The following is a 22,481-nucleotide window of genomic DNA, read 5'->3' as shown; positions in this document are numbered from 1 at the left end:
CGAAAGCGGGCGCGCGCGCTGTGGGAGCGGGCTGGATAGAATCGGGTGGGTGCATGAACGACAGTTCAACCTGAGCCTGTCTCCGAGTTAAGCCACCCGCACACGCCCGCTCAGCCTGAGCTTGTCGAAGGCCCCGCGCCATCATCAGCGAAATTGCGCAACCCCCTTGAAAGCCTTGAAATCAAATCCCAATCCCCAGCAATCAGCGCCTCTTTCTTGGCTCGCGACCAGCCCTTGATCTGCCGCTCCACCCAGAACGCATCCTCGCGCGAGGGAAAATCCTCCGACCAGACCAGGTCAACAGGGCGTCTTTTCGCGGTATAGCCCCCGCAGGCACCGCTGGCGTGCTGGGACATCCGGTGTTCGAGATCATCAGTATGCCCGGCATAATAGCTGCCGTCGCTGCATCGCAAAAGATACGCGTAAAAGGCCATAGCCCAGAATAACGGTTTCGCGGGGCCTTCGACAAGCTCAGGCTGAGCGGAGATGGGGTGACTTTGGGACGGCGGAAGACAAAACTTGCCGTTCAGCAAATAAACCCATTGCGGACATTCACGCTCCGTGTTCAGATGGCTGATGGGCCGTTCGATACCCACCGTCTGCGGTATAGTGTTGGCTGCTTGCGTAATGCTTGCGGTTCTTTGGCTGCGCGCTGAAAGTCACCTAAGTCAGCTACAACAAGAAGTTCGTTACCCGCTTGATGCGCCGTTAGAGCGCAGAGCTTATCAAGCGAAAGCTCGTTCCGAACGTAGCAGTGTGAGTGAGATCGAAGCCCATCTTTTTCCTGTGACCGTTTCTTTCCCAGATCGTGATTGTGTGGAGTTGAGACCGCGCTGGGGCGTTAAGGGTGGCACGAGCATTTCATGCTTCTCGAACGAAACGGGTAAACTCCTTAGCCACGACAATATTGGTGAATGAACGGCAGCTGATTACCGAATTGCAGCCATCTCAACCTGCTGCACTGCGCCCCTCAACCGGACGTTGACAGCCGTCTAAAACCGTCCGCACGGCCTCAGCCCTCATTCGCCACACAAGCGGGATTCCCGCTTTCGCGGGGATGACGTGGGTTTGGCTGGCCCCCTCGCCTCAGCGGCGGGCGGCGATCTGGGTGCCGGCGGGCTTGGTGGACGTCGCGCGGGCGATGATGCATTCGCCGCCGCCCGAGCGGACCTGGGCGCACATCGCGCGGGCGCTCTTCTCGTCGGCAAAGCCGTTTGCGGTCAGGCGGTGCAGCGTGCGCGCGCCGACGGTGGTGGGCACGGCGACCTTGGAAAAGGCCGCGAGATCCTTGTGCTTGGCGCTATAGCCGACCCAGGCGCGGTTGGCATTGGCCGCGCTCGAGAATACGCCGAGCTGCACCGCGAACGCGCCATTGCTGACCGGCGAGAAGCTGGCCTTCTGGAAGACGGCGGGCGCAGGCGCGGCCTTGGCGGGCGCGGGCTTGGGAGCAGGCTTCGGCGCGGGGGCCGCGGCAACCTGAACCTTTTCCTGCTCGACGATCATCTGGCGCTTCGCGACCATTTCGCGGCGCAGCTTGCGCACCGCCTTGCGGCGATAGCTGGCGGGCAGCGGCTGGACGATCTCGCGCGCGGTGAGCAGCGGCGCGACGATCGCGCCCGAAGGTGCAGCGGCGACCGCAGGCGCGGCTTCGGCCATCACCGGCGCGGGCTCGGAGGCCGGAACCGACACCGACTCGACCCCGGCGAGTTCCATCGGCTTGTCTTCGACCGGCGGCAGCTCGATCGGACCGGCAGCGGGCGCCATCGCCTGCTGGCCGATTTGCGTCGCGACCTCGCCCATCGACGGGGTCGCCGACAGCGCAAGCATCACCGGCTGGCCTGGATCCATGGCTGCAGGCGTGACGCCCAGCACCGATGCAACGCGCTGGGCATGGGCGTCGGGATGCGCGATGCGCGCCCATTCGGCGATGCGCTGCTGCGCGACCTGCGGATCGAGATCCTGCCCGGCCATGATCTGCGCCTCGCGCCAGCGCCCGTCGAGCGCATAGGCAAAAGCGAGGTTCTGCCGTACCTTGGGGGCGTTATCTCCAGAGCGGATGAGTTGTGCGAGCACCTCCACGCCGGTCTTGGTGTCACCGGCCAGAGCCAGTGCCAGACCATAATCGCTCGCCGGAATGGTGTCGCGATGCTGCTCCAGCAGCGCCTGCGCGGCGTTGGTGCGGCCCTCGGCAACGTGCATCAGCGCCAGGCTGATCACCGTGCGCGCGCTCGCATCGCCGAGCGCCAGCGCATCGTCGAGCGACTGGCGCGCGGACGCGAAACGGCCATTGGCCAGATAGGCCTGGGCCAGCGTCTTGCGCAGCTCGGCATTGCGCGGGTCGAGCGCGACCGCGGCTTCGGCCTTTTCCAGTGCCTTGTCGGTCTTGCCCGCAGCCAGCGCCTTTTGCGACGAGGACGAAAGGCTTTGCGGACGGCCACCACCGCCATGCGCCGAACAGCTCACCAGCACGCTGCCGACCAGGATGGTCGATGCCGCCAGCTTGAGCGCCAGCGCCCGGTTGATCTTGGATCCGCTTGCCATAGCCCTGTTCCCTCTTCGTCGGCCCCGACCTGCCTGCGTTCGCCTCAAAGCGTCGCCGATCGCGTCACGCGACCCGCCAGGTCCTCTATTTCGGTCATTTTGGTTAACAATTCGTCAAGCGCCGCCGTGACCAGCTGCTGCGCGGACTGTCCGCTGACCGCGCTGGCCAATCGAAGCTTGAGATGACGGTCGGCATCGAGCCGCAGCGTGAAGGCCGCGCGGCGGGCCGAGGACTGGACCGCGGCGGCCACGACTTCCTGCATCACCGCCTGCTTGCGCTTGCGCTGGCGGACCGCAGGGACCGGCGCTGCGACCGGCTCGGCTACCGCGATCGCGGCCACGGGCTCGGGCACGGGCGCGATCTCGGGCTGGAGGTCCAGCTCGGGTGCGGCGACCGGTTCGGGGGCCGCAACGGGCTCGGCCAGGCGCTCGGCAATCTCGGCCTGCTGGCGCACCACATCGGGCACGACGGGCGCCATTTCAGGCACCGGCTCGCCGGGCACTGCATCGGGGATCGCGCCTGCAAGCAGGTTGCCATAATGCGGCGCGCGCTCCTCGTGCGCGGGATCGACATCATAGCCCATGTCGTTCCAGCCCAGATCGTCCTGCAGGCCATGCACGCCGGGCGTCAGCCCTGCGGTGCCGAGCGTGCCGAGACCGTCCATGCCCTGGCGGCGCATCGCGGGGCGCGCGGCCCCCTTGCGCGCGAGCAGGCCGGACGAGAGCGATGCCATTGGTTTGGGTTCGGCCATAAAGCTCATCCTTGCCCCCGTAACTGCATCACGATCCGGCCACGCGGCGACCGAAGCCGCCCATCGGGCGGATGGCGCCAGGCGCGACGGGCGCATTGGGCACGGCAAAGACGGTGCGGCGGAAATTCTTTTCCAGCCGGTCCGAGATATAGGTCCACAAGGCGCGCACCTCTCCGGCCGACTTGCCATTGGGGTCGACCTCCATGACCGTGCGGCCATCGATCATCGAGGCGGCAAAGTCCGTGCGGTGGTGCAGCGTCGTCGGCGCGACTGTCCCATGCTGGGACAGGGCGACCGCGGCTTCGGAGGTGATCCGCGCCTTGGGCGTGGCGGCGTTGACGACGAAGATCAGCGGCTTGCCCGCGCGCTCGCACAGGTCGACCGTCGCGCCGACCGCGCGCAGATCGTGCGGGCTCGGACGGGTCGGCACCACGATCAGCTCGGCGACCGAGATCACCGACTGGATCGCCATGGTGATCGCAGGGGGGGTATCGATGACGGCGAGCTTGAACCCCTGCTGGCGCAGGATCGCAAGGTCAGCAGGAAGCCGGGCGACCGTGGTCTGCGCAAAAGCTGGATATTCGGGCTCGCGCTCGTTCCACCAGTCGGCGAGCGAGCCTTGCGGATCGATGTCGATCAGCACCACCGGGCCATCGCCTGCCAGCTGCGCCTGCACGGCCAGATGACCCGAAAGGGTCGTCTTGCCCGATCCTCCTTTTTGAGATGCCAAAGCGAGTACGCGCACTCCAAACCCCCTGTCCGGTTCATTCGGTTAAGGGGAAAATGCGCGGAGGCAGCTAATTTTGAGTTAACACGGACCTTGCCATGGCGTCGGCAGGCCGGGATTTCGGGGCTTTGGAGCAGTCTTCAACCCGTCTTGATGCAGGCGTAAACGCTTTGCTAACGTGTCGGTAACTATAGCGGTTTACGCCAGCAAGGCCCGGTGCGCCCGGTTTGCAGCGGCATTTCCGCCCGATAAGGTCGGCACACGGTTTTACCATATGCGATGGAGCAAGACCCGCATGGCACGTTCGACAAAATTTTCCCGCAATTTCGCTGTCTTGGCTGCAGCAGCGGCGACTATCGCGCTGTCCAGCCCGGCGCTGGCCGATGTCAAGGCCGGGGTCGATGCCTGGGAACGCGGCGAATTCGCCAAGGCCGTCGAGGAATGGCGTGACCCTGCGGCCAAGGGCGATGCCGATGCGCAGTTCAATCTCGGCCAGGCCTACAAGCTGGGCCGCGGCGTGCCGATGGACCTCAAGCAGGCCGAAGCCTGGTACAAGAAGGCCGCCGATCGCGGTCATGTCCAGGCGGCGGACAATTACGGTCTGGTGCTGTTCCAGGACAATCGCCGCGAAGAGGCGATGCCCTATATCCGCGCCTCGGCCGACCGGGGCGAGCCGCGCGCGCAATATGTGCTGGGCACCGCGATGTTCAACGGCGACATCGCCGAGAAGGACTGGGTGCGCGCCTATGCGCTGATGACCCGTGCCTCGGCGCAGGGCCTTCCCCAGGCCTCGCGCAGCCTGGCGACGATGGACAAGTACATCCCGCTCGCCGAGCGGACCAAGGGCACGCAGCTTGCCGCGCAGCTCGAGCGCGACGCCGTGTCCGAACGCCAGAAGCTCGCGGGCGCCGCTGCTGGCCTGAAGGTCACCGATACCGCGACCGGCGCCACCGCGCCCGCCAAGCCGGTCGTCACCGCCGCCGCCAAGCCGGCACCGGCGATCGCCCGCCCCGCGACCGGATCGACGATCCAGACCACCGACCTTCCGCCTTCGCGTGCCACGGGCACGGTGATTCCCACCCTGCCCTCCAGCCCCAACAGCACCGCAGCGAGCGCAGGCGTCGATTTCGCGACGATGGGCACGCCCTCGGCGTCGACCCCGGCCCCGGCGCCCAAGCCTGCGCCTGCAACCGTCGCTGCGGCGCCCAAGCCCGCGCCTGCTCCCGTCGCCTCGGCCCCCAAGCCCGCCGCGCCGGTGGCGGCAGCTCCGGTTGCCGCCGCTGCGAGCACCGCGCCTGCCGTGGCCGCCTCCGGCGACTGGCGCATCCAGCTGGGTGCGTTCAGCGAAGAGGGCCGCGCGCGCACCCTGTGGAGCGGGCTCGAGCGCCAGAACCAGGCGCTTGCGGGGCTGCAACCCTATCTGGTCAAGGCGGGCCCGATCACCAAGCTGCAGGCAGGTCCTTTCGCCAGCCAGGCGGCGGCCAAGCAGGCGTGCGACAGCGTCGCGCGCAGCGGCCAGGCCTGTTTCGCGTTGAAGAAATGATGCGCCCTGCGGGTGCGGGCCGCGCGGTCCGGCCCGCTATTCGCCCGCCATGGTCACCGGCGGGCGGCCATCGCCTTGGGTGATGACGACGATCAGGTCGCCCGCACGCAGGCTGGCGCTTTCGTCGTCGAAAAAGCCATAGGGCTTGCCGCCGCGATAGATGCGCACGCCGATGCCGTCCTTGATGTCCTTCAGCGGGATGCCGATTTCCTCGGTCCGCACCGCGCGCTCGATCAGCACCACCCGCCCGCTCGACGAGGCCAGATCGGCGAGATAGCTGCTGATATGCGGCCCGCTGCACGATCCGGCGAGCAGCAGCCCGGCAAAGCTCACCGGATTGATCACCGTGCTCGCCCCGGCCTGACGCGCGAGCAGTTCGTTGTCGCCGGCGCGGATCACCACGCTGATCGGCACGTCCGGCGCGAGATGGCGGATGGTCAGCACGATCAGGATCGAGGTGTCATCGCGCCCCGCCGAGACGATCGCCGAACACGCCCGGTCGATATGCACGTCCTTCAGCGTCTCGTCGCGTGTCGCATCGGCATTCAGCACGTTGCAGCCCATCGTCTCGGCCTTGGCCAGCGATTCCTCCGACTGGTCGACCACGACGATGCACGAGGGATCGGTACCGCGCGCCACCAGTTCGCGCACCGCTTCCGACCCGCTGGTGCCGAAGCCCAGCACCACGATATGCCCCTTCAGGCGCTGCTGGATCCTGCTCATCTGCCATTTTTCCCATGTGCGCTTGATGACGAAACTATAGGCGGTGCCGACGAAGATGAAGATCACCGCGACGCGCACCGGCGTCACCAGCACCGATTCGATCAGCCGCGACCGGTCCGACACCGGGGCGATGTCGCCAAAGCCGGTGGTGGTGACCGAGATCATCGTGAAATAGACGACATCCAGAAAGCTAATATGATCGTCGTAATTGTCCTTGAGGCCTGCGCGATCGAGCCAGTGGATCAGGATGACGAACGCGATCAGGAAGAAGGCGACGCTCAGCCGCAGGGTGACGTCCGCCCAGACCGGCAGGCGCGCCGCGCGTTTCAGCAGCGCGCGTGGCTTGATCTCGGAATCGCCCATCCCTGTGGCTCAGCCGCGCGGCAGATATTGCAGAGGGTCGACCGGCTTGCGGTCCTTGCGCAGCTCGAAATGCAGCTTGGGCGTCTCGGCAAAGCCGCTCTGGCCCGCCGCGCCCAGCACCTGGCCAGCCTTCACCGCCTGGCCGCGCGTCACGTCGATCCGCTCGGCATGGCCATAGGCGCTGACCCAGCCGCCGCCATGGCTGATCAGGATCAGCCCGCCATAGATCGCGACCTCGCTGCCGGCATAGCTGACCACGCCGTCGGCCGCCGCGCGGAACGGCTGGCCGCGCGTCGCGCTGATATCGATACCGTTGCTGATCTGCCCCTTGCCGACCGGCCCGTAGCGCGTGAGCAGCGAGCCGCTGAGCGGCCAGACGAACTTGCCCGAAAAGCCCTTGGGCACATCGACGGGCACGCTGGCGGCCACCGGCGCGCGCGCGGGCTTGGCGGGCGGAACGGCCGTGCCTTCGGCGATTGCGGGCTGGCTGCCGGTGACGACATCGTCGATATTGACCACCAGCGCGCCGATGCGGCTGGGCTGCGTACCGGGTTTGGCGGGGGCCCTCGCGGCGGGTGCGGCAGCGGCAAGCTGCGCGCCCGCAGGAAGCTTGAGCCGCTGGCCGATACGCAGGATATAGGGTTCTTCAAGCCCATTCAGCGCGACGATGTCGCTCCACGCGACCTTGTACGCCTGGGCGATGGCGATGCCCGTCTCGCCGCTCGCCACCATGTGATAGCGCCCGCCGGGGATGGTGAGCTGCTGTCCTGGCCGCAGGATATAGGGCGCAGTGAGCCCATTGGCCGCCGCGATCGCTTCCGATCCTGCCCCGGTGCGGTTGCCGATGCCGCGCAGCGTATCGCCGGGCTGGACGGTATAGGTGGTGCCGATCACGTCTGCAGCATTGGGCGCAACGCTACGGCTTTCCCAGACCGGCGCATCGCTGCCGGCAACCGGCTCGGCCAGCGGCGGCGCAGCCGGCTGGCCGGCCTCGGTGATCTCGGGTTCCATCGATGTCGGCGTCATCCCACCCGGAATGCAACCTGCGAGGCCCAGCGCCGCCAGCAAGGCGAGCCGCGTTTCGATCTTTCCGTGTCCCCACACCATGCGGCCGTGTCTAGCATGGTTTGCCCGCTTTGCCACCGGGCAACGCAGGATTTACACCGGGCACGTCTGCCAAGGCGTTTCGCGCGTTACTCCGCCGCAAAGGTCTGGGTCAGCGCGGCGATCGACTGGTGATGCGTCAGATCGAGATGCAGCGGCGTCACCGCGATATAGCCGTCGGCCACCGCTTCCAGATCGGTGCTGTGCGCGGGGCTCGCTTCGGCTGCGCCCAGGCCGAACCAGTGATATTCGAACCCGCGCGGGTCGGTGTTGGTGACGATCTTCAGCCGCCCGTAGTCGCGAAAGCCCTGGTTGACGACCTTCACGCCCCGCACCCGATCGGCGGGCAGCGCGGGGAAGTTGACATTGACCAGCGTGCGCGGCGGCATCGGCTGGCTGATGAGCTTGCGCACCACGCGCTCGCCCCAGTGGGTCGCGGCGTCGAACGAGACGTCGAGCCCGGCGCCCTCGCGCGCATAGACCTGGCTCAATGCGATCGACGGAATGCCCGCAAGCGCGCCCTCCATCGCGGCGGAAACGGTGCCCGAATAGGTCACGTCCTCGCCCAGGTTCGCGCCGCGATTGACGCCCGACAGGATCAGGTCGGGGGGCGTGTCCTGCATCAGCCGCGCCACTGCCATCATCACCGCGTCGGTGGGCGTGCCAGTGACCGAAAAGTGCTTCTCGCCATGCTGGTGGACGCGCAAGGGACGGGTGATAGTCAGCGAATGGCCAGCGCCCGACTGCTCTTCCGAAGGCGCGACGATCCAGACATCGTCAGAGATCGCCCGCGCGATCCCGGCCAGCACGGCAAGGCCCGGCGCATGGACGCCATCGTCATTGGTCAGCAGGATGCGCATGAGGGGAGGTCTCCGGATTGCAGGGCTTCCCCCCCTAGCCCGAAGCGATCGGCTGCACCACCGCCTGATTCACGCGGATGCAACATATGCGAAAAATCGCACATACGCTTTCCGTTGCGACTCGACGTGTTCGCAGCAACGCGATAATGTCGATGGTGCAGCGCAAAAAACAGGCAATCCCGGCCGGGCAACCAGCCGGGTTTCACGTCTAAAAAGCCGGGAAATGCCGATAATCGGGCGCGCATTCGCAGAGGGAGAATATCCAAGATGGATTCGCTGGTTTCAACCGAATGGCTCGCCAACGAGATGGGCGCTTCGGATCTCCGCATCGTCGATGCGACCAAGTTCCTGCCCGATCATGGCCGCAACGCGCTCGCCGAATATGAAGCAGGCCACATCCCCGGCGCGGTATTCATGGACCTGGAAGAGCTGGTCGACAGCAACGCCGCAGTCGAGAACACCCTTCCTCCGGCCGAAAAGTTCGCCAGCCGCATGCAGTCGCTGGGCCTCGGCGATGGCAGCCGCATCGTGCTCTACGACGACAGCCCGCTGAAGTCCTCGGCGCGCGCCTGGTTCATGCTGACCATGTTCGGCGCGCACGCGGTCGCGATCCTCGACGGCGGCATCGCCAAGTGGAAGGCCGAGGGCCGCCCGCTCAAATCGGGCAAGGAAACGCTGCGTCATCGCCATTTCACCGTGTGGGAAGACCGCAAGAACGTCCGCACCAAGGCGGACATGCTCGCCAACCTGCACAGCAAGGCCGAACAGGTCGTCGACGCCCGCCCGACCGCGCGCTTCACCGGCGCAGAGGCCGATCCGCGTCCCGGCATCGCCTCGGGCCATATCCCCGGCTCGGTCAACCTGCCGCACAGCGCGCTGTTCAACGCCGATGGCACCTGGAAGACCGGCGATGCGCTCAAGGCCGCGTTCGAAGGCGCCGGCATCGATATCGAAAAGCCGATGGTCACCACCTGCGGATCGGGCATGACCGCCAGCGTCGTCGCCTTCGGCGCGCACCTGCTCGGCAAGACCGACGTGTCGCTTTATGACGGCAGCTGGGCCGAATGGGGCGCCGATGCCGATGCGCCCAAGGTGACGGGATAATCTTTCCGCCTCTCCCCTTCAGGGGAGAGGGCAACGAGACTTGGTGAGCGGCACGCGAACCTAGTCGCAGTGGGAGAGGGGCAAGCGTCGGCATCCAGCCGCCGCCCCTCTCCAACTCCGCCTAGCATGCTGCGCATGCAAGGCTGCGTATCCTCTCCCCTGAAGGGGCGAGGACAGGACCGACAGATGCCCAAGCCTCCTTCCTCCCCGCAATCGCCCACCACCCGCCTTGTCACCGGTGGCCGCCGCGTCGAGTGGACGGGGACCGCGGAGCAGCCGGGCGCGGTGGTCAATCCGCCGGTGTGGCGCGCAAGCACCCATCTCTATCCCGATACAGCCGCTCTCAACTCCGGTCCGCAAACCAATGAGGATGGACGCTTTTTCTACGGTCGCAGGGGTGCGCCGACGCAATGGGCATTGGCGGAGGCGCTGACCCAGCTCGAGCCGCAAGCGTATGGCACGATGCTCTACCCCTCGGGCGTCGCCGCGATCACCGGCGCGCTGCTCAGCGTGCTGTCGCCGGGCGACGTGCTGCTGATGACCGACAGCGCCTATGACCCTTCGCGCAGCTTTGCCGACGGGTTGCTGAAGCGCTTCGGCATCGAGACACGCTATTACGATCCGCTCATAGGCTCCGGAATTTCCAGCCTTGTCTGCGAACGCACCCGCGCGATCCTGATGGAAAGCCCGGGCAGCCTGACCTTCGAGGTGCAGGACGTGCCCGCGATCTGCGCGGCGGCGCGCGCGGCCAATCCGGACATCGCGCTGCTGATCGACAATACTTGGGCGACGGGGCTGTTCCTGCCCGCGCTGGAGCTCGGCGCGGACATGAGCATCATGGCCTGCACCAAATATATTGTCGGCCATTCGGACGTGATGCTGGGCTCGGTCAGCGCGACCGAACGCTGGTATCCGCGCCTTCGCCAGACCGCACAGGCGCTCGGCCATGTCGTTTCGCCCGACGATGCCTGGCTCGCGCTGCGTGGCCTGCGCACGCTCGACGTGCGGCTGCGCCAGCACCAGGCCTCGGCGCTGCGCATCGCGCACTGGCTGGCCGAGCAGCCGCAGGTCGCGCGCGTGCTGCACCCCGCGTTCCCCTCCTGCCCAGGCCACGCCATCTGGCAGCGCGATTTCAAGGGGTCGAGCGGGCTTTTCTCCTTCGTGCTGGAAGGCGGCACCGACATGGCGCGTGCGGCGCTGATCGACACGCTGGAGCTGTTCGGCATCGGTTACAGCTGGGGCGGGTTCGAGAGCCTGGCGATCCCGGTCGACCCCGCGCGTTGCCGCAGTGCGACGTCCTGGCCGCCCGCCGGTGACCGCAATGCGCTCGCCGTGCGGCTGCATATCGGGCTGGAAGACCCGGACGATCTGATCGCCGACCTTGCCAAGGGATTGCAGGCCTTTACCATGGCCGCATGACTGCAGGGATCAACGCACTGTTCATGCGCTGGGGCTGGATCGAGCGCCCCGACGACCTGCAATATATCGAGGGCATCCTGGCCGCGATGGTGGCGACCGCCGCGCTGGTCATCGGTTGGGCGCTCAGCCGCCTGATCTATCTGCGCCTTGCCGCCATCTGGGAGCGCCGCGCCGGCTATGAAAGTCAGCTCGCGCGCCGCCGCATCCGCGATATGGTGCGCCGCTTCACCACCGCGATGCTGATCGGCATGGCGCTCAACCTGTACGACTGGAGCCTGATCGCCTCGGTCGTGTTCGGGCTGACGCTGGCGATCTCGCTCGCGCTGTTCGTCAACGATCTTGTGCGCGGCGTGCGCATGCCCGACTGGCTGGGCACCTTCCTCGGCCTCGCCACGCTGATCTCGATCCTGGCGAGCATGTTCGGCGGATTGGACCCGATCACCACCGCGATGGACCGGGTGGGCTTCAACCTGGGCGCCAAGCGGTTCTCGCTGCTGTGGGTGGTGACGATCGCGATCACCATCCTGGTGCTCTACACCGCCGCACGCGTGGTCAACCGCATCGCCGGGCACATCATCGGCAGCAGCGACGGTCTGGACCCGACGCAGAAGCTGCTCGGGCAGAAGATCGCGGGCGTCGTCGTCATCGTGCTCGCCTTCTTCATCGGCATCGACACGCTGGGCATCGATCTGACCGCGCTCAGCTTCTTCTCGGGCGCATTCGGGCTCGCCATCGGCTTCGGGCTGCAGAAGACGATCGGCAACCTGTTTGCGGGCATCATCCTGCTGCTCGACCGTTCGATCAAGCCGGGCGACGTCATCGCGGTGGGCGACAGCTTCGGCTGGGTGAACAAGATCGGCGTGCGCGCGGTCTCGGTCATCACCCGCGACGGCAAGGAGCATCTGATCCCGAACGAGGACCTGATGACCACGCCGGTCGAGAACTGGTCCTATTCGGACCGCAACGTGCGCATGCGCATCCCGCTCGGCGTCAGCTATTCGAGCGACATGCAGCTGGTGCAGGAGCTGCTCTACCGCGCGGTGGACGAGGCCCCGCGCGTGCTCAAGGACCCCGCCCCGCGCATCTGGATGACCGAGTTTGCCGACAACAGCGTCAACTGGGAAATCCGCGCCTGGATCGCCGATCCCGAGGGCGGCATGGGCAATATCCGCGGCGACGTGCTGATGCGCGTGTGGACGCTGTTCAAGGAACACGGCATCGAGATCCCGTTCCCGCAGCGCGACTTGTATATCAAGGAGATGCCGGGCATGGCCAAGGCCGCGCCAGAAGACGCAGCGCCTCCACACATCCCCCGCTCAGCCTGAGCCGGTCGAAGGCTGCGCGCTGCCACCCGTCCCAATATTCACGTCATCCTGAACTTGTTTCAGGATCCATCGTGCAGCAAAAAGCCGAAGCCGCTTGGTGACAAATGGACCCTGAAACAAGTTCAGGGTGACGGTATAGGTCGTCAGGAAGGTTGGGCGCGGAGCCTTCGACAAGCTCAGGCCGAGCGGACGTGGGCCGGTATCCGGAAGATCAAGGCTGCTCGGTCACCGTGGGGGTCGAGGCCACCGCTTCGGCAGACAGTACGGGCTTGGCCGCGGCCTTGTCGATCGCGGCGAGCAGGCGGCCGGCTTCGGTGCAGGTGCTGGTGCACAGCGCCTCGATGCGCACCAGGTTGCGCCGCGCCTTTTCGACCGCGCCGCGCTGGATCATCGCTTCGCCCTGGCCGGCCAGCGCGGCGATATCGTTCGGATCGAGCCGCAGCGCCTCGCGATAATAGCGGATCGCCTTGCCCGGCAGGTTCTGCGCACTCGCCACCTGCGCCAGTGCGATATAGGCGGCGCGGTTGCCCGGATCGACCGCGAGCGCAGCTTCATAGAGGCTGTTGGCGTCGTCGAGCTTGCCGGCAGCCTGCACCTTCGCGCCTTCATCGACCAGCAGCTGCGACGCCGGATTGACCGCATAGCGGACCGGCTGGCCGATCCCGGTGCTCGAAACGGTCGCGAGAACGAGCGACAGGGCAATGGCGGCGGGCGCAAAACGCATGATAGTCTCCCAGGCAGAGCGTAAGGCTATCATGACCGCCGGGCTCTTGTGAAGAAAAAGCCATCGGTGCCGTCATGACGCGGGGTGAGCAGTCGGCCGGCGGCAGGCGCAGGGTCTGATGCGTCGCAAAGCCGTCCATCGGCTCCGATCAGGCGGCCAATCTGCATATCGGGATTGACGATAGTCCAGCCCTCCCGATCGCACAAGCCGCGCTCGGCCTGGCGTGGCCCCTCGTCGGGCAGCAGCGAACATACCGCATAGACCAAAGCCCCGCCGGGCCGCACCAGCCGCTGGGCGATCTCGATCAGCCGGGCCTGTTCGGCCGCCACGCGCGCGAGCCGGTCGGGGGTGAGCCGCCAGCGCGTTTCGGGATTGCGCCGCCACGTGCCCGATCCGCTGCACGGCGCATCGACCAGCACCAGATCGGCCTGGCCTTCGAACGGAGCGAGCCGCTCCCATTCGCGCTTCGGATCGAGCAGCAGCGGCTCGATCCGGTCGCGCCCGGCGCGCTTCCGGCGCGGCTCCATCGCCTGCAAGCGGTCGCGGCTGGTGTCCGATGCGATGATCCGTGCCTCGGGCAGCAGCGCGGACAGCGCCAGCGTCTTGCCGCCCGCGCCCGCGCACAGGTCGATCACCAGCGCCGGGGCCTGCTCGCCGAGGCACGTCTGGACGATTGCCTGGCTGCCCCAGTCCTGCACGTCGATCGCACCCGCTTGCCAGGGCGCGCTGTCGTCGACAGGCGTGTTGCCCGGCAGCCGCGCGGCACGCGGCAGCGCATCGCTGAATTCGATCTCCGGCCATATGGCGCGAAGTGCATCCGGATCGGTCCGCGCGGGATCGTAGCGCAAGTCAAGCGGCGCGCGGTCGAGCAACGCGGCCTTTTCCGCCTCATCGAACAGCGGCGGCAGCAGCGCCTCGATCCATGCGGGAATAACGCCACCAGAGGCCACCGGCTCATTCTCGGCGAGCGCCGCAGGCCCGTAGGTCGAACCATCGAACAGCTCGGCCAGCGCCGCATCCTCGCGCGCCAGCCCGGCCAGCGCAGCGCGGCCGTTCTGGGGCAACTCGCCGAAGCGCCGCACCGCGCGCCAGGCCAAGTCGCGCACCGCGCGCCGGTCGCCCGATCCCATATAGCGCCGCTCGCGGAAGAAATTGCGCGCCAGCGTGTCGGCGCTCGCCCCCTGGCCGCGTGCGGCACCGAGGATCGCATCGACCAGATCGATCGCCGCCTGGACGCGGGCCGCCGGGGTCATTCCCCCGCCTCTCGCCGCGCCTTCTCGGCCTCGGCATCGAGCTGGCGGAACAGCGTGTCGAACTCTTCGGAGCCCGGCACCGGCATGCAGATATGCGTTACGCCGTCGCGCCGGAGCGAGGCGACAAAGCCCGTCGCCGCGCGCTCGCATTGCTCGGCGTCGGCGAACAGCTGGTTGACCCGTTCGACCTCGACCCTGCCGGGCTGGCCCGGTACCGACCAGGCCAGGATCAGCATATAGGGGATGAGCTCGATCATCGCCCGTCAGCGGGTCGGATAGTTCGGGGCCTCGCGGGTGATCGTCACATCATGGACGTGGCTTTCGCGCAGGCCCGCATTGGTGATCCGCACGAACTCGGCATTGCGGCGCAGCGCCTCGATCGTGGGCGATCCGGTATAGCCCATCGCCGCCTTGATGCCGCCGACCAGCTGGTGGACGACGTCGCGCGCCGGGCCCTTGAACGGCACCTGGCCCTCGATGCCCTCGGGGACGAGCTTCAATTGGTCCTTGATGTCCTGCTGGAAATAGCGGTCGGCGCTGCCGCGCGCCATCGCGCCGACGCTGCCCATGCCGCGATAGCTCTTATAGGCGCGGCCCTGGTACAGGAAGGTCTCGCCCGGCGCTTCTTCGGTGCCTGCGAGCATCGACCCGATCATGATCGTCGACGCGCCGGCGGCGAGCGCCTTGGCCGCGTCGCCCGAGGTGCGCAGGCCACCATCGGCGACGATCGGAATGCCCGACTTGTCGGCCTCTTCCGCCGATTCCATGATCGCGGTGAGCTGTGGCACGCCAACACCCGCGACGACGCGCGTGGTGCAGATCGATCCCGGACCGATGCCGACCTTGACGCCGTCCGCCCCCGCATCGATCAGTGCGCGCGTGGCCCCGGCGGTCGCGACATTGCCCGCGATCACCTGGACATGGTTCGAATATTTCTTGATCGCCTCGACCGCGACCGCGACCATCTTGCTATGGCCATGCGCGGTATCGACCACGATCAGGTCGCATTCGGCATCGATCAGCGCCTTGCTGCGCTCGAGACCCGCCTCGCCCACGGTCGACGCCGCCGCGACGCGCAGTCGGCCTGCTGCATCCTTGGTCGCATCGGGGTTCATCACCGCCTTTTCGATATCCTTGACCGTGATCAGGCCGATGCAGCGATAGTCCTTGTCGACCACCAGCAGCTTCTCGATCCGGCGCTGGTGCAGCAGGCGGCGCGCCTCGTCCTGGCCGACATCGGCATGGACGGTGGCGAGATTTTCCGACGTCATCAGCTCGCGCACCGGCTGGGCCGGGTTCTCGGCAAAGCGCACGTCGCGGTTGGTGAGGATGCCGGCGAGCTTGCCCGAGGCTTCCACCACCGGAATGCCCGAGATCGCGTGCTGGCGCATCAGCGCCTGTGCCTCGGCGAGCGGGGCATCGGGGGTGATGGTGATCGGGTTGACCACCATGCCGCTTTCGAAGCGCTTGACCTGGCGCACCGCCGCGATCTGCTCCTCGATGCTCAGGTTGCGGTGGAGCACGCCGATGCCGCCCAGCTGTGCCATGACGATCGCCATGCTCGCTTCGGTCACCGTGTCCATTGCCGAGGACAGCACGGGGATGTTGAGGCGGATGCTGTTGGTCAGCCGTGTGGTCGTGTCCGCCTGGCTGGGCACGATTTCCGACGCTGCCGGGCGCAGCAGAACGTCATCGAAGGTCAGGCCAAGGGGGATGTCCATGCGGGTGCCACTTTCTTTCAGCGAATCTGGTTTCTGGTGGCGGCCCATGTAACCAAGCCGCGCGTCAATCGCCAGTGGTTGCGGGCTTATATTTCGATTCATCGGCAAAATGCCGGGTGAGCTCGACATGCAGATTGGCATCGTCCGCCGCGCCGCCCAGCGGCACCTTGTCGGTCAGCTCGTCATCGGGCTGGTGATAGACGGTGGTGAGGAACGCCTGGAGCAGCGCCATGTCGCTGAACGAGCCCCCCGCCATGATCGATTTGACGCCCTTGGCGCCCAGTGCCCAGCCGTCCTGGCGGCGGATGAAGGCATTGGCTTCCTTGTCGGAATCGACCTTGCGGCCAAGATCGGTCGCGATCCTGTCGACAATCTCGTCGAGCCCGTTCTCGCCGCGCCCGACCAGCGCCACCGGCGCCCCTGCAGGAGCGATCGCGACGGTATCGACATTGAGCGCGACCACGATGTCCTTCAAGGGCACCACCGGATGATCGGCGAAATAATAGGCGCCCAGCAGGCCGCGCTCCTCGGCAGTGGTGCCCATGAAATAGACGTCACGCTCCATCGGCGCGCCCCGCGCGAGCCGCTCGGCAACGGTGAGCAGCACCGCCATACCGCTGGCATTGTCGACCGCGCCGTTGCAGATGCGGTCCTCGGCCTCCTCGCTGCGGCAGATGCCGAAATGGTCCCAATGGCCGAGCAGCAGCACCGCGCCCGATCCGGGCTTGGCTCCGGGGATCTTGCCGATGACATTGTGGCTCTCGAACGCGCGCACCGTTGTGCTGGTGGCAAGGTCGAGCGTCACCGGCAGCGTCACGGGGGCAAAGTCTGGGCGGGCGGCATCGGCAGCGGTCACCCTGCCTGCGCGCAGCAAGGGTTCGCTGACATCGCTGCGCAGCACGCCACCGATCGGCGCGCTGACGTCGTCGCTGGCGAGCCGCATCGATCCGTTGGCGAGCTGGGCGCGCAGCCCGGCCCAGGGTGCACCATCGGGCGCGGTGATCAGCACCGCCGCAGCGCCTGCCTGGGCGAGCAGCTTCTGGCGATCGCGCAGCCCCGGCAGCTTGACCGCGCCCTCGAACTTGGGTTCGGCCGACAGCATCAGCACGATCCGCCCCTTCACATCGGCATTGAGCTTGCCGTCCGCGCCGACGCCATAGCCGACGAACAGCGGCTCTCCGGTCGCCCGGTCGGTCGGGTTGCGCCCCGAAAGCGCCACGCCGTCCTCGGCAAGCTTGAGCGGCTTGCCGCGCACGGTGGCGCTCACCGCCTGGGCATAGGGCTTGCGCTCGACCAGCGGCACCGGCTGGAACCAGGGATGCGTCGCATCATTGGTGCCCGAAACCAGGCCATAGCTCGCCCAGGTCTTCGCGAGATAATCGAGCGTCTTCGTCTCGCCCGCCGAACCGGGGCCGCGCCCTTCGAATTCGTCGCTGGCGAGCACCGCGATATGCGCGCGGACCTCACTCTCGCTGATCGGTGCGGGCTTGTCCTGAGCCTGGGCAGCGATGGGAAGGATCGAAGCCGCAAGGGCAAGGGCGGTCAGGGCGCGGTGCCGGAAGGTCTTTGTCATCCGCGGGTCATGGCGCAAAGCGCGCGGCTCGTGCAATATGGCCGCACACCGCCCCCGCATAATCCGGACGCCTGTTGCAAAAATGCCCCGCACCCGCCTGTCGATCTGCCAGCGCAAGCAGCGCTTTGCGAGCGAGGAAGAGGCCATGCGCGCGGCGATCGCAGCGACGATCGATCTCAGGCCCTATCGATGCGATCGCTGCGGGCGCTATCACCTGACCAGCAGGCTTAAGGGCAAGCGCCGCCTGCCCTTGGCGTAAAGGCGGGGGCCGGCGCCCGGCCAGCCCCCTGCCCCGTTCATTCGCCTGCGATCTTGAGCCCGGTGAAATGCGCCAGGAACGCGTAGATGTCCGACGATTCCTCGATAATCTTGTCGGTCGGCTTGCCCGAACCATGGCCCGCACGCGTCTCGATGCGGATCAGGTGCGGCTTGTCGCCGGCTTCGGTCGCCTGCAGCTTCGCGGTGTACTTGAAGCTGTGCCCCGGCACCACGCGGTCGTCGGTATCCGCCGTCGAGACGATCACTGCCGGATAATCGGCTTTGCGGATCGTGTGATAGGGCGAATATTTGATCAGCGTCCTGAAGTCCGCTTCCTTCGACGGATAGCCATAATCATCGACCCAGTAGCGCCCGGCGGTGAAGCGGTCGAAGCGCAGCATGTCCATCACGCCGACCGCCGCATTGGCCGCGGCAAACAGATCGGGCCGCTGGTTGACCACTGCGCCGACCAGCAGGCCGCCGTTCGATCCGCCCTGGATGGCAAGCTGATCCTTGCCGGTCACGCCTTCCTTGATCAGGAATTCACCCGCCGCGATGAAATCGTCGAACACATTCTGCTTGTTGGCGAGGCGACCGGCATCGTGCCAGGCCTTGCCATATTCGCCACCGCCGCGAATGTTCGCCTGCACGAACACGCCGCCCTGTTCTAGCCAGGCGAGCCGGGTCGGCGAGAAGCCCGGCGTCAGCGAGATGTTGAATCCGCCATAGCCATAGAGCAGCGTCGGCGCGGGACCGGTCACGCTCTTCTTCTTCACGATGAACATCGGCACCTTGGTGCCGTCCTTGCTGGCGTAGAAGCGCTGCTCGACGACATAATCATCGGGGTTGAACGCCAGCTTCGGCTCGGCCCAGGGCGTCACCGCGCCCGAGACCAGGTCATAGCGATAGATGGTCGTCGGGCGGTTGAAGCTCGAATAGGAGAAGAAGGTCTCCTTTGAATCCAGATCGCCCTGAAAGCCGCCGACCGAACCGATGCCGGGCAGCGGCAGATCGCCCGCCGGTTTTCCAGTGAGGTCGAACAGCTTCACGACATCGTGCGCGTCCTTGAGATAGTTGACCAGCAGCTTGCCGCCGATGACCGACGCGCCGTCGATCACCGCCTCGCCTTCAGGCACTACGGTCTGGATGCTGCTTTCATCGCCCGTCACCGGCATGGCCACCAGCTTGAGCCGCGGCGCATCCTTGTTGGTGACGAAATAGATCTTGTCGCCCGCCATGCCGGCCATCTGCCAGTCGTTCTTGAGCTCGGGCACCAGCACGCGGCGCTTGGCCGGGTTGGCGACATCGATCATCGTGAGGCGATAGCGCTCGTCGGTGCCCGAGGACGAGGTGACGAGCAGGAAGCTGCCGTCATCCGACAGTTCGGCGACATGGTTGAGCTTGGGCTCGTCTGGCGTCGCATAGATCAGCGGATCGGCGCTCTGCGGCGTGCCGAGCGCGTGATAGCGGATTTCCTGGTTGGTGTTGAGCGACTGGAACTCGCCTGCCTTGTCCGGCTCGGGGAAGCGAGAATAATAGAAGCCCTTGCCTGCCTTGTCCCATTCGAGGCTGGAGAATTTCACCCATTTGACCTCGTCCTCGAGCACCTTGCCGGTGGCGACATCGAGCACCCTGACCGTGCGCCAGTCGCTGCCGCCGTCCTGGATCGAGTAGATCAGCTTGCTGCCATCGTCGCTCGGCACCCAGGCGTCGAGCGCGGTGGCGCCATCCTTGGCCCAGGCATTGGGATCGATCAGGACGCGCTCGGCAGCGGTGGCGCTGTCCTTGACGTACAGCACCGACTGGTTCTGCAGCCCCGAATTGCGCGTGAAGAAATAGCGACCGCCCTTCTCGCGCGGCACGCCGGTGCGCGCGAAATCATAGAGCGCGCGCATCCGCTTGGCGAGCGCGGCGCGGCCCGGCAGCGTCTCGAGATAGGCATCGGTGACCTTGTTCTGCGCCTCGACCCAGGCGGCGACCTTGGGGTCGACGCGGACATCGTTCTCGAGCCAGCGATAGGGGTCTTCCACCTTCACGCCGAACTGCTCTTCCACCGTGTCGACCTTTTCGGTCACCGGATAGGCGATGGGCGCGTCCTTGGCGGAGGCGGGCACGGCAAGGGTCATGGCGACGGTTCCCAGCAAGGCAGCAAATATGGCGCGGTTGCGCATGTGGCGATCCTCTTAGATTGTTGATTGGACAAACGAAAACAGGCCGCGAACTTAGCATTCGCGGCCTGTCTGGCAATCCGGTTTCGTGTGATACTGTTACGCGTCGGCGTAATCGTCCTCGGTCATGACCGGGCCCGAATCCTGACCCTTGGCGCTGGTGTCGCGGTCGACCAGTTCGATGATCGCCATCGGCGCGGCGTCAGAGGCGCGGAAACCGGCCTTGAGCACACGGGTATAGCCACCGGCGCGGTCGGCATAGCGGGGTGCCAGCGTGTCGAACAGCTTGACCAGCTGGGCATCGTCCATCAGGCGAGCCATGGCGAGACGACGGTTGGAAAGGCCGCCGCGCTTGGCCAGCGTGATCAGCTTTTCGACATAGGGACGCAGTTCACGCGCCTTGGGCAGCGTGGTCTTGATCTGCTCGTGCTTGATCAGCGAGGCTGCCATGTTGCGCAGCATCGCGATACGATGGGCGCTGGTCCGCTGCAGCTTGCGCTTGCCTACTCCGTGACGCATTTCTTTTACTCCGTTCGTAAGGGGGCCGTTTCAGGTACCCCGGTCCTGGCAAATCAGGGTCTTGCCTTTAACCCATAAGCCCTCTCCCCTTCAGGGGGCGAGGGAGGAGCCGCAACGCGGCGGAGGAAGGGGGGAAATCGCCAACGCTGGCGCAGGCCCCTCTCCCAACCCTCTCCCCTGACGGGGAGAGGGCGATATCGGCTTAGCCCAGCAGTTCCTGTTCCAGCTTCTTGGCCATTTCCTCGATATTCTCGGGCGGCCAGCCGGGAATGTCCATGCCGAGGCGCAGACCCATGCTGGAGAGCACTTCCTTGATTTCGTTCAGCGACTTGCGACCGAAATTCGGGGTGCGCAGCATCTCGGCTTCGGTCTTCTGGACCAGATCGCCGATATAGATGATGTTGTCGTTCTTGAGGCAGTTGGCCGAACGCACCGACAGTTCCAGCTCGTCCACCTTCTTGAGAAGATAGCGGTTGATCTGGTTGGCATCGCCTTCTTCCGGAGCGGCCTGGCTGACCGAACCGGTAGTAGCGGTGGCAATGCTGTCCTCGAAATGGACGAACAGCGCCAACTGGTCCTGCAGGATGCGCGCGGCATAGGCGACGGCATCTTCGGGCGTCACGGTGCCGTCGGTCTCGATGGTCAGCGACAGGCGATCATAGTCCAGTTCCTGGCCGACGCGGGTGTTTTCCACCTTGTACGACACCTGGCGGATCGGCGAGAACAGCGAGTCGACCGGGATCAGGCCGATCGGCGCATCGACCGGACGGTTGGCGACGGCAGGGACATAGCCCTTGCCGGTGTCGCAGGTCAGTTCGATGTTCAGCGTCGCGCCGTCATCCAGGTGACAGATCACCAGATCCTTGTTCATCACCTCGATATCGCCCGAAACGGCGATGTCGCCCGCCTTCACCTGGGCAGGACCGGTGGCCGAAAGCTGGAGGCGCTTGGGGCCTTCACCTTCCATCTTCAGCGCGATCTGCTTCACGTTGAGGACGATGTCGGTCACGTCCTCGCGCACGCCGGCGAGCGAGGAGAACTCGTGCAGCGCGTTTTCGATCTTGATCGAGGTGATCGCGGCGCCCTGCAGCGACGACAGCAGCACGCGGCGCAGCGCGTTGCCCAGCGTCAGGCCGAAGCCGCGCTCGAGAGGTTCTGCAACAAAGGTTGCCTTGCGCTTGGGATCGCCGCCGCTCTTGACTTCAAGACCGTTCGGCTTCTTCAGTTCCTGCCAGTTCTTGATGTTGACAGTCATGGACTTCCCCTGAGTGTTGGGCGGGGGCGACGCTCATATGTCGCGCTTGGGAGCCCCGGCCGGAAATTGTTTGGGTGGCGCGTCCGCCACCCCGAACGACAGCCTGGGTGTCAGACGCGACGCCGCTTGGACGGACGAACCCCATTGTGGGGGATCGGCGTCACATCGCGGATCGAGGTGATGGTGAAGCCCACCGCCTGCAGCGCACGAAGCGCCGATTCACGGCCCGAACCGGGGCCCTTGACTTCGACTTCGAGCGTGCGGACGCCGTGCTCGGCTGCCTTGCGGCCCGCGTCTTCCGCACAGACCTGTGCGGCATACGGGGTCGACTTGCGGCTGCCCTTGAAGCCCATCATGCCGGCCGAGGACCAGCTGATCGCATTGCCCTGGGCGTCGGTGATGGTGATCATGGTGTTGTTGAAGCTGGCGTTGACATGAGCAATGCCGGCCGAAATGTTCTTGCGCTCGCGCTTTTTGAGCCTCTGCGGTTCGCGTGCCATATGTAATATCCTGGAATAAGGGGATTGCGGGAAAAGAAAACAAGGGCGG

Annotated in this window: 21 protein-coding genes; 5 read left to right on the top strand and 16 right to left on the bottom strand. The window is 66.1% G+C overall.

Features of this window, described 5'->3' with window-relative positions; all coding sequences use genetic code 11:
* Nucleotides 1–110: 110 nt before the first annotated feature.
* From FG486_RS12810 to FG486_RS12795, 4 genes are all read right to left on the bottom strand, one after another.
* Entirely contained in the window at nt 111–596 is a 486-nt protein-coding gene (locus FG486_RS12810; protein ID WP_338401612.1) for a GIY-YIG nuclease family protein, read from the bottom strand.
* 490 nt (nt 597–1,086) lie between these two features.
* Nucleotides 1,087–2,541: an SPOR domain-containing protein gene (locus FG486_RS12805; RefSeq protein ID WP_181267785.1), complete on the bottom strand. Its 1,455-nt coding sequence runs from the start codon at nt 2,539–2,541 to the stop codon at nt 1,087–1,089.
* Between the two features lie 44 nt (nt 2,542–2,585).
* Nucleotides 2,586–3,293: a hypothetical protein gene (locus FG486_RS12800; RefSeq protein WP_181267784.1), complete on the bottom strand. Its 708-nt coding sequence runs from the start codon at nt 3,291–3,293 to the stop codon at nt 2,586–2,588.
* Nucleotides 3,294–3,321: 28 nt separating this feature from the next.
* Entirely contained in the window at nt 3,322–4,038 is a 717-nt protein-coding gene (locus tag FG486_RS12795; protein WP_023839567.1) for a ParA family protein, read from the bottom strand.
* Between the two features lie 277 nt (nt 4,039–4,315).
* On the opposite strand from FG486_RS12795, the gene FG486_RS12790 reads away from it, so the two are divergent.
* The gene (locus FG486_RS12790) at nt 4,316–5,563 is read left to right on the top strand and encodes an SPOR domain-containing protein (protein WP_181267783.1); all 1,248 of its coding nucleotides are present in this window, start codon (nt 4,316–4,318) and stop codon (nt 5,561–5,563) included.
* A gap of 36 nt (nt 5,564–5,599) precedes the next feature.
* Here the strand turns inward: FG486_RS12790 and FG486_RS12785 are convergent, their stop codons facing one another.
* The 3 genes from FG486_RS12785 to surE all read right to left on the bottom strand — a co-directional run bounded on the left by FG486_RS12785 (nt 5,600) and on the right by surE (nt 8,613).
* Nucleotides 5,600–6,649 (bottom strand): potassium channel family protein, encoded by a 1,050-nt coding sequence (locus FG486_RS12785; protein WP_181267782.1) that lies wholly within the window; start codon nt 6,647–6,649, stop codon nt 5,600–5,602.
* Nucleotides 6,650–6,658: 9 nt separating this feature from the next.
* A complete protein-coding gene (locus tag FG486_RS12780; RefSeq protein ID WP_241695723.1) occupies nt 6,659–7,756 on the bottom strand; it encodes a M23 family metallopeptidase in 1,098 nt (365 codons plus the stop codon).
* A gap of 86 nt (nt 7,757–7,842) precedes the next feature.
* On the bottom strand, nt 7,843–8,613 hold the full coding sequence (gene surE / locus FG486_RS12775) for a 5'/3'-nucleotidase SurE (protein WP_066277157.1): 771 nt from the start codon (nt 8,611–8,613) through the stop codon (nt 7,843–7,845).
* 267 nt (nt 8,614–8,880) lie between these two features.
* Between surE and sseA the strand changes: the two genes are divergently transcribed.
* The 3 genes from sseA to FG486_RS12760 all read left to right on the top strand — a co-directional run bounded on the left by sseA (nt 8,881) and on the right by FG486_RS12760 (nt 12,461).
* On the top strand, nt 8,881–9,717 hold the full coding sequence (sseA, locus tag FG486_RS12770; protein ID WP_181267781.1) for a 3-mercaptopyruvate sulfurtransferase: 837 nt from the start codon (nt 8,881–8,883) through the stop codon (nt 9,715–9,717).
* 186 nt (nt 9,718–9,903) lie between these two features.
* Complete coding sequence (gene metC, locus FG486_RS12765) at nt 9,904–11,136, top strand: cystathionine beta-lyase (RefSeq protein WP_181267780.1); 1,233 nt, start codon at nt 9,904–9,906, stop codon at nt 11,134–11,136.
* Nucleotides 11,133–12,461, top strand: a complete 1,329-nt coding sequence (locus FG486_RS12760) for a mechanosensitive ion channel family protein (protein WP_181267779.1) — start codon at nt 11,133–11,135, stop codon at nt 12,459–12,461. The genes metC and FG486_RS12760 overlap by 4 nt, the downstream gene beginning before the upstream one ends.
* Nucleotides 12,462–12,672: 211 nt before the next feature.
* On the opposite strand, the gene FG486_RS12755 is transcribed toward FG486_RS12760, so the two are convergent.
* The 5 genes from FG486_RS12755 to FG486_RS12735 all read right to left on the bottom strand — a co-directional run bounded on the left by FG486_RS12755 (nt 12,673) and on the right by FG486_RS12735 (nt 17,732).
* A complete protein-coding gene (locus FG486_RS12755) occupies nt 12,673–13,185 on the bottom strand; it encodes a tetratricopeptide repeat protein (protein WP_066282211.1) in 513 nt (170 codons plus the stop codon).
* A gap of 29 nt (nt 13,186–13,214) precedes the next feature.
* Nucleotides 13,215–14,438, bottom strand: coding sequence for an RsmB/NOP family class I SAM-dependent RNA methyltransferase (locus FG486_RS12750; protein ID WP_181267778.1), 1,224 nt, complete (start codon nt 14,436–14,438; stop codon nt 13,215–13,217).
* Nucleotides 14,435–14,695, bottom strand: coding sequence for a hypothetical protein (locus FG486_RS12745; RefSeq protein WP_137776307.1), 261 nt, complete (start codon nt 14,693–14,695; stop codon nt 14,435–14,437). The genes FG486_RS12750 and FG486_RS12745 overlap by 4 nt, the downstream gene beginning before the upstream one ends.
* Nucleotides 14,696–14,701: 6 nt before the next feature.
* Nucleotides 14,702–16,159: an IMP dehydrogenase gene (guaB, locus tag FG486_RS12740; RefSeq protein ID WP_181267777.1), complete on the bottom strand. Its 1,458-nt coding sequence runs from the start codon at nt 16,157–16,159 to the stop codon at nt 14,702–14,704.
* A gap of 64 nt (nt 16,160–16,223) precedes the next feature.
* On the bottom strand, nt 16,224–17,732 hold the full coding sequence (locus FG486_RS12735) for a M28 family peptidase (RefSeq protein ID WP_181267776.1): 1,509 nt from the start codon (nt 17,730–17,732) through the stop codon (nt 16,224–16,226).
* Between the two features lie 82 nt (nt 17,733–17,814).
* Here FG486_RS12735 and FG486_RS12730 point away from each other — a divergent pair, with 82 nt between their 5' ends.
* Entirely contained in the window at nt 17,815–17,991 is a 177-nt protein-coding gene (locus FG486_RS12730) for a hypothetical protein (RefSeq protein ID WP_171007872.1), read from the top strand.
* Nucleotides 17,992–18,028: 37 nt separating this feature from the next.
* On the opposite strand, the gene FG486_RS12725 is transcribed toward FG486_RS12730, so the two are convergent.
* The 4 genes from FG486_RS12725 to rpsK form a co-directional block, all read right to left on the bottom strand.
* Nucleotides 18,029–20,161, bottom strand: coding sequence for a prolyl oligopeptidase family serine peptidase (locus tag FG486_RS12725; RefSeq protein WP_181267775.1), 2,133 nt, complete (start codon nt 20,159–20,161; stop codon nt 18,029–18,031).
* A gap of 96 nt (nt 20,162–20,257) precedes the next feature.
* Complete coding sequence (gene rplQ, locus FG486_RS12720; RefSeq protein ID WP_066282224.1) at nt 20,258–20,677, bottom strand: 50S ribosomal protein L17; 420 nt, start codon at nt 20,675–20,677, stop codon at nt 20,258–20,260.
* 202 nt (nt 20,678–20,879) lie between these two features.
* A complete protein-coding gene (locus tag FG486_RS12715) occupies nt 20,880–21,932 on the bottom strand; it encodes a DNA-directed RNA polymerase subunit alpha (RefSeq protein WP_023836213.1) in 1,053 nt (350 codons plus the stop codon).
* Nucleotides 21,933–22,042: 110 nt separating this feature from the next.
* Complete coding sequence (gene rpsK / locus FG486_RS12710) at nt 22,043–22,432, bottom strand: 30S ribosomal protein S11 (protein WP_023836212.1); 390 nt, start codon at nt 22,430–22,432, stop codon at nt 22,043–22,045.
* Between the last annotated feature and the right edge of the window lie 49 nt (nt 22,433–22,481).

It is taken from the genome of Blastomonas ursincola (assembly GCF_013607875.1).
Classification (GTDB): Bacteria; Pseudomonadota; Alphaproteobacteria; order Sphingomonadales; family Sphingomonadaceae; genus Blastomonas; species Blastomonas ursincola.
This window is presented reverse-complemented; position numbering and strand designations above follow the sequence as displayed.